Annotated in this window: 7 protein-coding genes; 3 read left to right on the top strand and 4 right to left on the bottom strand. The window is 60.4% G+C overall.

Annotated elements, in window-relative coordinates:
* Positions 1–1242 precede the first annotated feature (1242 nt).
* Together KA354_23835 and KA354_23840 are read left to right on the top strand one after the other, a co-directional pair.
* Positions 1243–2904, top strand: coding sequence for an RHS repeat-associated core domain-containing protein (locus KA354_23835; GenBank protein MBP7937683.1), 1662 nt, complete (start codon positions 1243–1245; stop codon positions 2902–2904).
* A gap of 785 nt (positions 2905–3689) precedes the next feature.
* On the top strand, positions 3690–3848 hold the full coding sequence (locus KA354_23840) for a hypothetical protein (GenBank protein MBP7937684.1): 159 nt from the start codon (positions 3690–3692) through the stop codon (positions 3846–3848).
* A 363-nt stretch (positions 3849–4211) separates the two neighbouring features.
* Here KA354_23840 and KA354_23845 read toward each other — a convergent pair whose 3' ends face one another.
* Positions 4212–4955 carry a hypothetical protein gene (locus tag KA354_23845; protein MBP7937685.1) on the bottom strand — a complete coding sequence of 248 codons (744 nt, stop codon included), beginning with the start codon at positions 4953–4955 and terminating at the stop codon, positions 4212–4214.
* On the opposite strand from KA354_23845, the gene KA354_23850 reads away from it, so the two are divergent.
* Positions 4936–5994, top strand: a complete 1059-nt coding sequence (locus tag KA354_23850) for a C-type lectin domain-containing protein (GenBank protein MBP7937686.1) — start codon at positions 4936–4938, stop codon at positions 5992–5994. The two genes, KA354_23845 and KA354_23850, sit on opposite strands and share 20 nt — an antisense overlap.
* A 1265-nt stretch (positions 5995–7259) precedes the next feature.
* Here the strand turns inward: KA354_23850 and KA354_23855 are convergent.
* From KA354_23855 to KA354_23865, 3 genes are all read right to left on the bottom strand, one after another.
* A complete protein-coding gene (locus KA354_23855) occupies positions 7260–10232 on the bottom strand; it encodes a protein kinase (protein MBP7937687.1) in 2973 nt (990 codons plus the stop codon).
* On the bottom strand, positions 10225–14091 hold the full coding sequence (locus KA354_23860) for a protein kinase (GenBank protein ID MBP7937688.1): 3867 nt from the start codon (positions 14089–14091) through the stop codon (positions 10225–10227). Before KA354_23860 ends, KA354_23855 begins: the two co-directional genes overlap by 8 nt.
* Positions 14092–14215: 124 nt before the next feature.
* Entirely contained in the window at positions 14216–14746 is a 531-nt protein-coding gene (locus KA354_23865; GenBank protein MBP7937689.1) for a sigma-70 family RNA polymerase sigma factor, read from the bottom strand.
* Positions 14747–14901 lie beyond the last annotated feature (155 nt).

Consider the following 14901-nt stretch of genomic DNA (forward strand, 5'->3'; position numbering starts at 1 on the left):
CAAGAGGGCCGAACATCGTCCTGAACAAGCAATGTTCCACCTCTGGAGACCCTTATATCACAACTCCACAAGCTGTAAAGGCTTGTATTATAGGACCTTATGAGGGCGCGCCCGGCGAGTTACACCCGATTGAATACCTGTCTATGTATCAGTTTTGGAGGATTGGGGGAAGTACAGAAATCCTCCGTACCCTGCCCCACGACTCCACCCGATTTCCCGACTTCAGTAGAAGAAGACGCCGTACTGCACCAGAGATGGCAGCAAGGCGACCTAGTCTACTACAGCGTATGGGCCAGGAACTGCAACACGTTTACAGGGCTAGAGCAAAACGTCGGCACTGGCCATGGAATTAATGGCGGGCCTCCCCATGTCTCGTCGTCTCCAGGGGCGTGTACGCGGACGGTCACGCCTTGTACCGTGGAGATTTTGAATCGTACGAACCCCCTAGATTACGGTCGCCCCAAATGGTGAGAGCGATAGCGACATGTTTTCTAGACAGCACGCTGACGCGCAAACCGAGAATCGTGAGCCCGATCTTCAGTCACCACCTGCGCGTGACCGTCTCCAGTGGTGGGGGAGCGTTTTCGCTGCATTCGTGATTGGGGCAGTCTTGAGTCGCGTGGAACCAGAGGCAAGGGCATGGATAGAACACGCGTTCGCCAACATGTCTGGTAACGCGGATCCGAAAGGGGCTGGCGAAAGCTCCATCGGTGTTGTCGGAATCCCCACACTGCGCATCAGCGGCCGAGGGAGGATCATCAACGGCGATATGTGCTACAATGCGAGGACGGCACATGCGGAGCAGGCCTGAACAAAACCATTCGTCTCTGTATGTACTCAGGGGAGGCAGAACGTGGAGGCTAGCCCTCTTGTTCTTTCCGGGCGTCGGAGGGGCACTTATCCTGCTCGATGCACTTATCGTGCGGACAGATCGTCTAGCGACCGGGAATGGCACCGTACCGACAGAGGAATTCCGTATCCTGGTACTGCCCGTAATCCATCTTCTGGCGTTCTGCTATGCGGCTTATGCTCCAGTGATTGACGGCTGGATTCAGGCCAGATTTCGTTATCAACGCAAGTCATTGAGGGGCATCATGGTGGCTATTTGCTGTATTGCTTATTCGTCAGCTGCCTACATTTCACTGTGATGCTGGTGCATGCTGGCAAACCGATGTGTTCATGGGCGCGGATAAAGGGGGGCGCGGATGAAGGGTCGCAAGCCGTTCTCTAGATAGAGGTTGCATGCGAACCCGCGAGGAATGGGACGGTCCGCTGGCCGGAGCCTCGTCCTGGACGGACTCGCTGGGCCAGAAGTGGTGGGTGTACAACGAGGCCGGCAACCCGCTGAGTATGGTTTCCGAGTACGATTATTACTACGACGACTTCACCCGGCGCGAATCGCTGGTGACGTGGCTGACGGACGGCGCCTGGAGCAACTCGTTCGCGTACAACGACCGTAGCGAGCTGACCGGCTTCAACTGGTGGGCGTCTCCGGAGCCCGGCAGGAGCGAGGATGTCAGCCGCCGAAGGCAGTACACGTACGATCCGATCGGCAACCGCTCCGACCGCACGGAGGGGGCCGGCGACGTGCTGTATTATTGCCGGAATCAGGTGAATCAATACCGGTTCACCGACGATGCCCCCAACACCTGCCCACAGCCCACGTCGCCGACGGAATCGTTTAGCTACGACGCGGACGGCAACCTGACGGCCGACGGGACGTTCACGTACGTCTGGGACGCGGAGAACCGGCTGACGGAGGTTTACCCGACCAGTCCGAGCCAGGGCTCGAAGAAGCTCGTGTTCACGTACGATTACATGGGTCGCCGGGTCCGCAAGACGGTCTCGGTGTATAATAATAGCGCCTGGCAGGGACAGTCCGATCAGTTGTTCGTCTACGACGGGTGGAACGTGGTCGAGGTTCTGGACGCCAACGCGAGCAACGCCATCCTCTCCAAGTACACCTGGGGCCTGGACATGAGCGGCCAGGCCGGTACGGACGGCACCGCCGGCATCCACGGCGCCGGGGGGATCAGCGGTCTGCTGGCCAGCGTCGAAACCGGCACCACCGGCTCACCCGTCCACTGGTACTTCTACGACGCCAACGGCAACGTCGGGCAGGTCCTGGACGCGACCAACCTGAACAACATCACCACGGTCGCCAGGTACGAGTACGACCCGTACGGTAACACGCTGGCCGCCACCGGCACCTACGCGGCCGCCAACCCGTTCCGGTTCTCGACCAAGTGGTTCGACACCGAAACCGGGCTGTCCTACTACGGGTATCGGTACTACAACGCCCGGCTGGGCAGGTGGATGAGCAGGGATCCGATTGAGGAAGATGGTGGACTCAATCTCTATGCCGTTGTGAAGAATGCAGCCGTAAATCTGTATGATCCAACTGGCTTGATTGGCGGCTTGTCGACCCCGGCGTGCCGCCTGTGCTGTGGGCAAGCCTACAACAAATGCATAGAGAACGGGGGGAGCATTCCAGACTGCGATCACCTGCTGCGGGGTTGTCACTATTCTTGTGAAAACTACGGGACTCCTGGTGCAGAGGCTCTCGCACTGTGTAGTGGCTATGTTGCACCATCGCAGATACCGTGGCTACTCTGTTGTGGTACGTGTCGGCACATCCCTGTTCTGGACGAAGGACCGGCGAATGACCTTGTAGTGGTAGGATGCACAGCCGTGTCGTTTGTGGCCCCGGCAGGCGCGACCTGTAAGGTGATTATGGCAGATGCTAATGCACTGAGGACCTACAAGGCCGGCACGATCGGTTGCAGGTTGGTTCGCATCCGCAAGTGGATTCGTTATGACCTGCCGCATCATGGGAAATGCGCCGAATGGGACGGCACCATACCCAACTGTCTGCGGAAATGCGGGGAACTACTGAGGAAGTGACTGTTCACATCCCGGAAAAGGTGCGGCGCGTCATGGCATGCAGGAAGGACGGACTCGTGGTGCTCAGTCGTGGTCTCTGAAGAGAGTGTATCGGCAGCGTGGCCTGTGGGGCGAGGGGTGCCGAGATGTGGCTAGCATATGAACGACCATGCCGACATGCACATGTGCGGGGGTTCCCGCTAGAAGCCAGTTACCTGTGCTATGGATCAGAAGATAGGAGTGTATTGCGATGGCTGTTGGAGTTGAGCTTTAGCCTTATGGCGAACCGTCAGCCCTTGCGTCTAGTCCTCCTACGTGAGTATACGGATAGAGACCGGATTGTCAACTTTGAGCCCGCGAGTGCCGAGAAGCTCCTGACAACGCACGCGGCAGAGGCATATGCGATCGTCCCCGCTGGAGGAAAAGCGGTCATCGATGAGGACATCAAACGAGCCTTGGCACACCCGCACTATGCTGATGAATCCGCGCTGTGTCATTGCTTTGCAGATCAATTGGTGGGATTCCTACACGACGGCCATTGTAGTGTAGAGATCATTGGGCCCACGCATGAGGTAATGCGGTGCCTGGTGCATATCACTGAACTGGGCGAAGACAAGGGCTTTGCGCCAAGCAACCTGCGAGAGGAGGATATGAATGAGCTGAATCACTGATTTGGTTCACTTCCGGCCGTTTGGGGCCCCGGTAAGTCATCGTATCGGGCATCGTATTGCCACATAAAGTGCGCGAGTGGAGCCGGTGCGGCCCGCTGTCGCGGGTGGGTAGCCAGTACGCTGGCCGGCGAGTTCGTGTGGGGCAAGCAATTCCCCGACCAGGAGGTCATCATCGACTACACGGCCGCCGGGGACGTGGAGGCGGGTACGGCCGAGGTGCTGTACTACCTGCACGGGGCCCTGGGCAGCGTGACCGGGCTGGCGGATGGGAGCGGGAACCTGGTCGAGAAGTAGGCCCTCACGCACATCACTACCGGGTGTCCGGTCGCGAGAGTATTGCCTTAACTTCCGCTACCATAAAGTCTTGCGCCTCAACAACGGCCTCGATGAAGAGTTCAAACCGTGTCCAGTCGCCCCGATTTAGTAAGTTCTTTATGAGACGTGAGTTACGGAATGCCGGTCGCCGGCGGTCCCTTCGCAATCCTGCCCATACGCAAGTCTTGCCGCCAGAAGCATCCAGGAGGGCCTGATACTTGGCGAGCGCCTCCCGCTCATTCGCCTCCGCGGTCTGGAGATAGAACTCCCTCGTGGTCGTAATCGAGGCGTGCCCCATCAGGCCCTGCAGGACGTGGACGGGCGTCCCCGCGTCCGCGTGCTTCACCGGCATCGACGAACACAGCTCGACCCCCGGCCGACAAGCCGGCTGAATAGCGGTGCGTTGATAAAGTTGCCGCAGGTGACTGCCGTATCGATGGCATCCTGTTTGGGAAAGACCTCGGATCGCGGTTTCTGAATCTCGCAGAGGATGTGGTGAACCACCAGACGGGCCTTGCGCGCCGGGACACCCGATTCACCGAAGAAGATCCACACGTGGTATCCCTTGGACTTGCTGCATTCGACGTAGGCCGAGATGCCGTAGTGCCTGGCCGCGGCGACGAACTCCATCGGAGGGTTGAGATCTTCATCGTCGAAGTCCGCCGCAACCGCTCGGGTCATCTCTCCGGTCAGGAGGTACACACCGTAGGGTTGCCTACCGATGAGATGGGCCAGAAGCACTTCTCGGGTCACCGAGGACTTGACTTGCCAGGCATGCCCCGTGTCCGGATCGTAGGTGCCGTACACGTCGGGCAGGCCGCTGAAGAATCGCTGGAGGAGGATCAGCTTGTCTTGGGTGCTCCGCGATGAGGGTATCCACGCATCATCGCCATCGCTGCGAAAGAATTGCGTTGAGGATGCCGTTGGCGAGGCGAGGAAACGGCACTCGTTGCGGGCGCCAAGATCGATAGCCGTTTGCCCGTAGGCACGTGCGTCACCTGAGTACCGGACCCTGTTCGAGGAGTTTTTGCACGGCCCAGCCGACCGACCCGGCAAGCAGGCGTTGGTGCGGCTGCTGCGCTCCACCTGCAACACCGTGGAAGCCTTCAATACGGCATGGGGAACACGCCTGAGCTCGCTGGATGAACTCGCGAAGCTTACGTCGCTGCCCATGAACACGCCCGCGGCCAGGGCCGCCTCTAGCCAGTTCCTCAGCCAATACGCGCGCATCTACTTCAAGACCTGCCACGATGCGATCAGGGCGGTTGACCGCAACCACCTCATCCTGGGTTGCCGCTTCGCCACCGCCGCACCTCTGGAAGTCGTCAGGGAAACAGACGGGTTCGTGGACGTGGCCTCTCTGAACAGCTACAGCCTCCAGGCACCCGTGGACCGGCTGGCCAGGCTGCACCGCCTCACCAAGCGGCCGGTGATGTTGACCGCGTTTTCGTTCTATGCCAAGGACTCGGGGCTGCCCAACGCGGGGCCGGGCCGGACGCTGCCCAGGCAGCAGGATCGTGCAGATCGCTACGAGCGGCATGTGACCGAACTGGTGCGCTGGCCCTTCGTCGTCGGTTTCCATTGGTTCGGCTACCTGGATTTTCCCGCGGAAGGTGTTCTGAACGGCGAGAGCCACAACTGCGGTCTTGTGAATGTGCGAGACGAACCCTGGACGGTGCTCGTGGAGCGGATGAGCCAGGTGAACCCCGGCATCGAGGAGGCGCACGCCAGGCCGGGCAAGGAGCTGCTGATTCCCGTGGAAGCCAGGGCGTTCGGCGGACATCACTACTGGGTGGTGCCTGAAGCCACGACCTGGCCCGAGGCCAAAGCGGCCTGCGAGGACATGAACGGGCACTTGGCCGTCATCCGAAGCGATTCTCTGAACCAGTTTCTCCGCAAACTGGCCGGCAGGATCTGGCTGTGGATCGGGTGTTCCCTGGACCAGCCGTCGGGCAAATGGACCTGGGTCGACGGGTCAACCCTGAGCTACGCCAACTGGAGCGTCAGAGAGAGACAGCCGAGCGGCGGCCTTGACGAGATCTTCATGAGTATGAGTCCCAACGGCAAGTGGCACGATCATGACTCGGAGGATAAGCTGGGCTACATTTGCGAGTGGGATTACTGATGTACAAAAGACGGGCGCTCACAACATGCCCTGCCTACGCGGACCTCGACACCAGCAAGAGGGGTCACTCGAACTCGCCGATCAACAGCTTCTTTCTCATAACCGCGTTCTTGGTCACGGCCACAGCCGTGAGACGAGTCCTGCGGACTCAGGAATCCTCACCGCACGATCCCACCATTTAAGCCTTGCGGCACGATACTTGTGGCCAAGGCCTTGGCCATGATCCATAGGGCTTGCCGAAAGCCATAAAAGGTGGTCTCGCAGGGAGGCGAGGATTTAACGGTTCGAGTAGCGGGTCGCTCAGGTTTGGGCGACCCACCACAAGAGTTGGCCGCACCGGAGCTTCTGGCACACTCTCGCTTGGGTCAGTCGTCCGTGGTGGCCTTGGTCGATATAGGCCGAGAGGTGCCACATAACGACTGAAAAGGTTGGTGTGTATCGGAAGTATCATGGACCTGTTCCCGTGGATGAGTCAGGCGATCCATTGCCCAGGAGCGAGTAGCCGCGAAGGCAGACCTTCCGCTGGGCAGTGCGGTGGTTCGGCTCGGATGGGAAGCGGTACAGCAGGAGCTTCTGCAATCCCGGGCACGTGATCGGACCCATTCCCACCACAACAGGCTCACACAGCCGAACGTTGTGGTTGGAGCCGGCATCCGAGAGCGTGCGACCAGCCTTCTCGTGGGCAAGAACCGGGCTTGCAGGCCGATAATGTTCGGTTTGTGTGCTTGAAACGGTTCTGCACCATGGGGCGACTGACCCAAAGCCTGACCCACTCTGGCGACAAGATTCGCATGACACTCGACATACCTGCGTCCGTCGCGGTGGCTTCATGCGAAGAACCTCGACCCAAGCTGTTCCATCACCTGTTTGCGATGCTACCAGTCGGCCCTGCGGCTCGATTGCCACCGCTGTGATTCGGCCGACGTGTCCCTCCAGAATGACCTGCAGGGTCCAACTCTCCACATCCAGTACTGCGGGCGACGCATTCGTCAGCCACGACCAGCGTCCGACTGTCGGGCGAGAACGCGGCGGAACGGGGGTGGGGGTAGCAGTCAAAGTCGAATGGGATCGTCCAACGTGGCGCGTCGGGTGCATCGGCCATCCACAGCGCGCCGCTCCCGGGCGTCTCACTCCGCAGGAAAACACGCTGTCCGCAGGAAGACACGCAGAGGGCAGAATAGTCATCAGAACCGGTGTTGATCTGCCAAGCGAGACGTGGGTGCCATGACACGCCTGAAAGGGCGGCTCCTATCGTGCCGGTTGCATCAGTTGGCCGGATGGGTGTTCTCGAAGGTCTGCTCTGATGGGAACTGAGCGTGCGGTTGCTGTTCGGATGGCATCGCAATCGGCATGGGGACAGGCAACTCCTGAATTGTGGATGCGACCGCAATCCTGAATTCGGCCAGGCGCTGCCGAACCGCCTCCAGGTTCCAGACGGCGAGTTCGCCATTTGAGCGACCCTCCGCCAGGGCCGTGGCATCGGAAGACCATTCTAAGCTCCAGATATTGGTGTTTTCAGGGGGTAAGCTGAAGAGCACACGATCGGCTGCAAGATCATAGACCAGGAGACGGTTGGCGGGCCGGCGCGCAGCCAGCCAGCGGCCTTGCCCACTGACCGCCGTTAAACACTGGTCGAACTTCTCTGTAGTCGCGGCGATTTGTGAGCTGGAACACCAATCGTATGTCGCAATCGAGTTGTCTTGCCCGACAAACCGCAGCCAGTGCCCATCATACGTGAAATGGAGGGAGTAGACGGGGAATCGCACAGTCAGAGGTACACTCAGTGGCACCGGTTGATCCTCCAGAGTGGCCCGGTACAAACGGCCCTCATCGACAGCGAACACGAACTCATGCTCGGCTGGGTGAATCGCTACGTCTCGGACGGCGAGACCCTCGTGGGACGATACGATCGATGCCCGAAGTACACCTGAAGTGTGTTCGATGCGCCAGATCGCCAAGCCGTTGCTGCCCCCCACTGCCAAGTAGCGGCCAGACGGGCTAAATCGCACCCGCCATACCTGTGCCAGGAACTTCGGCTGGTCCAGAGCCTGAACGAACTGAGCCGTGTGAGCGTTCCAGAGCCGAACGTCACCAGCCCAATCACCGGACACGAGAAAGGGCGCTTCGGGGCTGAAGGAGAGACTCTGTATCGCTGCTCGGTGTCCCTCACACGTGCCCTCCAGTCTTCCCGATACCGTGTTCCAGATCTTCACGGTCATGTCTTTAGATGCCGAGGCCAAGTAGGCACCATCTGGACTGAAGGAGAGGCCAGTTATGCCCCCTTGATGCCCGCCAAAGATACGCCGCTCAGGGGTTCCACCTACGCTCCAGGCACGTCGAATCGCACCGCCGCCATCCAGGGCCAGCAAGACCGTACCATCCGCACTGAACTCGATATTCCTGCCTCCCTCTGGCAGGGAAGACTCCAGCTGGGCAAGCAACCGATTCGAGGTCAGTGACCACAGCTCGACCATTGGGCTATTACCGCTCGTTGCCAGCATTCGTCCCATCGGATGCACGGCTACTGAGTCGATCTTATCTCCCCGGACAAAACCATATCTGGACAGATCCGGCATCTGAAAAGCTGCCCATCCTTCTCCCCCTCCCACAACAAGGAACTGGTTGTCGGGGGTGAACTCCATGTCCTGTACATAGCTGACGGGCGAAGCTGTCGTAGCCGACTTCACACCATCATCATCCCATATCGAGATAGGTGCGCCACGAACGGCCGAGAGCCACGACGCCCCTGCGAGAAACCTCTCATTCGGAGACAAGGCCCAGACGAACCGGTCGGACTGCCGGTGCTCGGCGATGATACTACGAAACACCGCCGAAGGCAGACGATGCTGCACCCGGTCAACTTCAGGTGAGTCGAGCGGGTCAAGCCCCACGAAATCACTGAGGCAGCTCAGAATCTGCTCTTGGATCTCACCCATGTTCCGATCCGGAATATCCAGCGCGGCGGCCTCATGCAAGCTTGCCCATACTTCGCGGCGATAACCTGGTCGCCGGGCCACGCGAACCGCCGCGGCACGTTCAAGCAGCACCCGATGCAGGTCGGCCTGTGTTCGGGCCAACGATTTCTGGCGATCTTCGGCAACCTTCTGCTCTCGCCAGCTCATTTGGCGTTGCTGCGCATACATCATCCATGCAAGAGCGCAAGAAAACACCAGCATTACGACGAAGCTCACGCCGACAAGGACTGGCCCGAGGTGTCTTCGAAGTTGCTTTCGCAGAACATAGAGCGCGCTGTCCCGCTTGGCTTCGATCGGATCGCCGGCCAAGTAATGGCCGATGTCCCGGGCCAACTCCCCCGCGCTCTGGTAACGGCGCTCCCGTTCCTTGCTCAGGCACTTGAGGACGATGGTCTCGACTTCGTCGTTGATCTGACGGCGGATAGTACTCGGCTTGGCCGGCTCGGTCTTGATGATTCGGTCGAGTACGTCACGGATGTTGCCCACGACCTCGTAGGGGAACCGCCCCGTCAGCATCTGGTACACAATCACCCCCAGCGAGTAGACGTCGGTGCGGGTGTCGATCCTGCCGGGAATACCCTCAGCCTGCTCGGGCGAGGACCACGGCAGACTGCCTATGAACTGGCCGGTCACGGTCATCACAGAAGCCTCGGTCCCGGCGGCCATTTTGGCCAGGCCGAAATCCAGAACGTGCGGCTCGCCCTGGCTGTCGATCCGGATGTTACCCGGCTTGAGGTCCCGGTGGATCACGCCCTTCAGGTGCGCGGCGTTCACTGCCTCGCAGATCTTGGCAAACAGCTTCAGCGTCTCCTCGATGCTCCGCTTGCCGCTGGCCATCCAGACGTCCAGCGGCTGGCCGGAGATGTAGTCCATCACGAAATAGAACATCCCGCCCACGCTGCCGCTGTTGTGGATGGCCACGATATTCGGGTGGTTGAGCTGGCCGAGGACCTCCACCTCGCGATCAAAGCGGGCCTTATCCCTGGGGCCGGCAAATGGCCCCTCGCGCATCACTTTGATGGCCACCTTGCGTTTGGTGCCCTCCTGGACGGCCAGGTAGACGACGCCTTGCCCGCCACGATGGATCTCCCCGGCGATTTCATAGCCGGAGATGCGGTCCGCGAAAGCGCACGGCGAACTCGCGTCGCCGGAAACGGGCGAAGGCTCGGCCGGCAAGCTGAGCTCCTGCTCGAACGCAGCGTCGATCAGCCGTCGCTCCGGCGATGCGTCGGCTCGCGAGTCTATCGGTGGTTCGCTAGACATGGCTCCTCCCGGCGCGCGAGCACGTGGTGTGCGAAGACGACGAAGCCTCAAATGCCGAACTCGCCAACTGTGCAATCGTGCTGTCCTGAAGTGCCGAAGCTTCACCCTCCTGCGCAGATACTGACGCCGACCGGAGTGTGGGTGCTGGTTGGGTGGCTGGCCGAGAGGCTGGCGAATCTGCGGCTGGCTGGGTGCTCGGCTGCGTGGCCAAGCGGGCGTTGATTTCGGCCGAAGAGGACTTGAGCACGAGGTTCAGCGCCTGGTGGCGGAGCACATCGTCCATCGATGTGTCCTCCTCGATAGCCGTTGCGACCTTGGCCCAGTCACCGAGGCGATCACGCAGCGCGGCGACGATGGGCTTGGCTTTTTCCATCGCCGCGAGGGCGGCCTGCCGCTCAGCATAACGCTGGGCGTAGGGCACACTGTCCCAGAGCCGTACACTTGTACCGTCAGATGCCGTGATGAGGCTGCCATCTGGGCTGAAGGTGATCTCCCGTGCGTAGCCCGTATGACTGCGAAGCATAGCAACCTCTTTCCCCATGGTTGTATCCCACATCGTGGCGGTGTTGCTGTTTCCAGTTATCACGATCCGCCTCCCGTTTGGACTGTGGGTCACCTGCAGGATCTCAATGGCATGGCAGTCAAGCTTGGCTACCTCCGCCCAGGTAGCTGCGTGCCAGATTCTGGCTGTGCCATCGTCGGACCACGTCACGATCTGCGCCCCGTCCGGGCTGAACTCGGCTCCTCCCACCGTGTCGGTGTGTCCTCGGAGCACGGCCACCTCCGTCCCACTGACTGCGTCCCAGAGTCTGGCGGTCTTGTCGTCCGAACCCGTGACGATTAGCTTGCCATCTGGGCTATAGGCAACACACCTGAGATAGGAGGTGTGACCCCGAAGGGTGGTAACTTGATTTCCGGTAGGTGTATCCCATAACCTCGCGGTTGAGTCATCGCACAGCGTGACAATCCGCTGACCGTGCGGAGAGAAGGCGAAGCAATCTGTATTCCACGCATAGTCCCCAAGATTGGCCACCGCAGCTCCGGTGGCGGCGTCCCACAATCTGGCTGTGTAATCGTATGCCCGGGTGACGATGCGTGTGCCGTCCGGACTGAAAGCAACGGAGTCAATCCCCCCAGTATGACCCCGTAAGGTGGTCAGCTCGGCGCCTGTGGCCATATCCCACACCTTGGCCGTCTTGTCCATCGATCCCGTCACGATTCGTCTGCCGTCGAAGCTGACATCGATTGCACCGACCGCGTCGGCGTGGCCCCGCAGCGACGCTAACTCCGCTCTCGTAGCCATATCCCAAAGTCTGACTACACCATCGTCAGATGCGGTAATGATTCGTTCGCCGTGTGGCGTGAACACAACGTGGGAGATCCCTTTTACGTGTCCCCGGAGCGTGGCCGCCCCGGGCCAAGGTGTAGTGTCCCACAATCTGGCTGTGACGTCACTAGCCAGGGTGACGATCCTCTTGCCGTCCGGGCTGAACTTTCCGAACATGATTGCACCAGGATGGCCCAGGTAAGTGGTCAGCTCTGCCCCCGTGGCTGGGTCCCAAAGTCTGGCGGTGCCGTCCTCACATGCTGTAAGGATTTTCCCGCTGTCGGGACTAAACTCGACGACCTGAACTCTGTCGGTGTGCCCGTTGAGCATGACTAATTGGGCCCCGGTGGCCACGTCATAGACTCTCGTCGTGTAGTCTTCTCCAGAAGTCGTGATGACCTTCCTGCCATCAGGGCTGAAAGCGACGTACCAGACACGGCCGGAATGGCCGCGGAGCGTGGTGAGTTCGCCGCCGGTGGCGGTATCCCACAACTTGACGGCGTCTTCACCAGACCATGTCGCGACCTGTTTACCATCTGGGCTAAACCTCGCACGAGAAGCCTGGCCTGTACTTCCACGGAGCGCCAGCACCTCCGCCCCAGTCTCCGCGCTGCAGAGGCTAACTCCACTATCTCCGGAGTACGTGAAGACCAATGTGCCATCTGGGTTAAAAGATGTCGTACCCGGGTGGTCGTGGAAAGTCGTGACCTCCGTCCCTGTGGCGGTGTCCCATAGTCTGCTCATGGTTTCGTCAAAGCAATGCGTGAGAACACGCTTGCCATTTAGGCCAAAAGCAACATGGTCGACAGCATCGCTATGACCACTGAGCATCGCCACTTCAGCCCCAGTGGCCGCATCCCAGAGCCTCGCCGTGCGATCGTCAGATCCCGTGGCAATCAGCCTGCCATCCTGATCGAACACAACCGTCCAGACGGCATCGGTATGCCCGCGGAGCGTGGCGAGTTCGGCACCGGTAGCTGCATCCCACAACTTGGCCGTTTTATCCTGAGACCCCGTGACGATGCGCTTGCCGTCCGGGCTGAAGCTGGCGCACAGGACCTCCCTCGTGTGTCCGCAAAACCTGACTAACAAAACGCCGGTGGCGGCGTCCCATAACCTAGCCGAGCTGTCTTCAGACCTTGTGATGATCCATTTGCCATCGGGGCTGAAGTGAACGCAAGGAACCCAGGCGTTCCTGTGAATTGCGCGAATGCCTCGAATCGTTGTGATGCTTTGGTCACACATCGCAGCGAGATGGAACCACTCCCATTGCCGCAGGCTCTGTGGACACTGGTTCAAGCGCGTTTTAGCAGTGCCCACATCATCGGCCCGCAGCGCCGCATCCGCAGCTGCTATGTTGGCGATGTACGCCTGGAACTCAGCGGCTTGCCGTTGTCGATCAGCTTGGCCGCGCTCGCGGGCCGCTTTCTGCCAGAGAGTCGTCGATACAGCAAGCGACAGTGTAGTCAGGACGAAAAAGCTCCCCGCTATAGTCACCGGCACTCTGTACCGTCGCAGGCTCTTCTTAAGCACATATAGAGCGCTGTCCCGCTTGGCTTCGATCGGATCGCCGGCCAGGTAATGGCCGATGTCCCGGGCCAACTCCCCCGCGCTCTGGTAACGCCGCTCCCGTTCCTTGCTCAGGCACTTGAGGACGATGGTCTCGACTTCGTCGTTGATCTGACGGCGGATAGTACTCGGCTTGGCCGGCTCGGTCTTGATGATTCGGTCGAGTACGTCACGGATGTTGCCCACGACCTCGTAGGGGAACCGCCCCGTCAGCATCTGGTACACAATCACCCCCAGCGAGTAGACGTCGGTGCGGGTGTCGATCCTGCCGGGAATACCCTCAGCCTGCTCGGGCGAGGACCACGGCAGACTGCCTATGAACTGGCCGGTCACGGTCATCACAGAAGCCTCGGTCCCGGCGGCCATTTTGGCCAGGCCGAAATCCAGAACGTGCGGCTCGCCCTGGCTGTCGATCCGGATGTTACCCGGCTTGAGGTCCCGGTGGATCACGCCCTTCAGGTGCGCGGCGTTCACTGCCTCGCAGATCTTGGCAAACAGCTTCAGCGTCTCCTCGATGCTCCGCTTGCCGCTGGCCATCCAGACGTCCAGCGGCTGGCCGGAGATGTAGTCCATCACGAAATAGAACATCCCGCCCACGCTGCCGCTGTTGTGGATGGCCACGATATTCGGGTGGTTGAGCTGGCCGAGGACCTCCACCTCGCGATCAAAGCGGGCCTTATCCCTGGGGCCGGCAAATGGCCCCTCGCGCATCACTTTGATGGCCACCTTGCGTTTGGTGCCCTCCTGGACGGCCAGGTAGACGACGCCTTGCCCGCCACGATGGATCTCCCCGGCGATTTCATAGCCGGAGATGCGGTCCGCGAAAGCGCACGGCGAACTCGCGTCGCCGGAGACGGGCGAAGGCTCGGCCGGCGAGCTGAGCTCCTGCTCGAACGCAGCGTCGATCAGCCGTCGCTCCGGCGACCTTCCGCCATCCAGGTCTGAGGGTGGGTCCGTGGACATGTGTACACAGCAACCATACTGTCGCCTAGTCTCGGGGAGCTGCAGCCCCCCGGAGGCCAGGCTATGGTTCATCCTTCCCCAATCTCACGAGCGGAAAATGCGGCTTCCGCTCACGCGCAAAGGCTCACATGGTACTGAAATAAGCAGACGCCGAGCCCATGAGCTCCTGCAGCCGTGAATGGGCTCGGGCACGGAGCATGAACACCGCCCCCGGGCTTCGCCTCAGGGTGGCGGCCACATCGTTGATCGGCCGACCCTCCAGGTCATACAGCCGCACCACATCCGCGTAAGCCTCCGGAAGCTGCCCGATGGCGCGCTTGAGGTAAACCGCGTTCTCTTCACGACTTGCGCATCGGCTGGGTGTCGAAGTGCTCGCGGTCAGGATGTCGATGAGGGCGATATAGGATTCATCTCCTGCCGACGGCTCGATTCGCCGAGCCTTGCCCCCACGCCGGTCAGCTTCCAACCCCTCGACGGCATCGCGCAGATTGTTGTTCATTAGTGTCGCCAGCCAGCGGGGGAAGGCGTCGACCCCCTGGGGCTTGAACCTATGAATGTCCCGCACGGCATCGGCGTAGGTTTGCTGCATCACATCATCTTCAGAAAGGACAGAACGCCAGCGTAGCGGGATCTCGCCCTCCAGCCCTCGCCGCACGGACGGACCGTACTGCTCAAGGAGGGTAGCTAGTACTACAACGCTAAGGATTCGGCCATCGGCAAGGCGTTATTTCGGCCAAGTATATGCCAATCCTGTGTAAACGACGCAGTGTTCGCTTGCGGTGCGAGCATCGGGCTGCCGCATTGCGGGCT

The sequence above is a fragment of the Phycisphaerae bacterium genome (assembly GCA_018003015.1).
Classification (GTDB): Bacteria; Planctomycetota; Phycisphaerae; order UBA1845; family PWPN01; genus JAGNEZ01.

Coding starts and splice junctions, on each gene's coding strand:
- KA354_23860 (MBP7937688.1), bottom strand. CDS start 14,091: ATGTCCACGGACCCACCCTCAGACCTGGATGGCGGAAGGTCGCCGGAG.
- KA354_23835 (MBP7937683.1), top strand. CDS start 1,243: ATGCGAACCCGCGAGGAATGGGACGGTCCGCTGGCCGGAGCCTCGTCC.
- KA354_23855 (MBP7937687.1), bottom strand. CDS start 10,232: ATGTCTAGCGAACCACCGATAGACTCGCGAGCCGACGCATCGCCGGAG.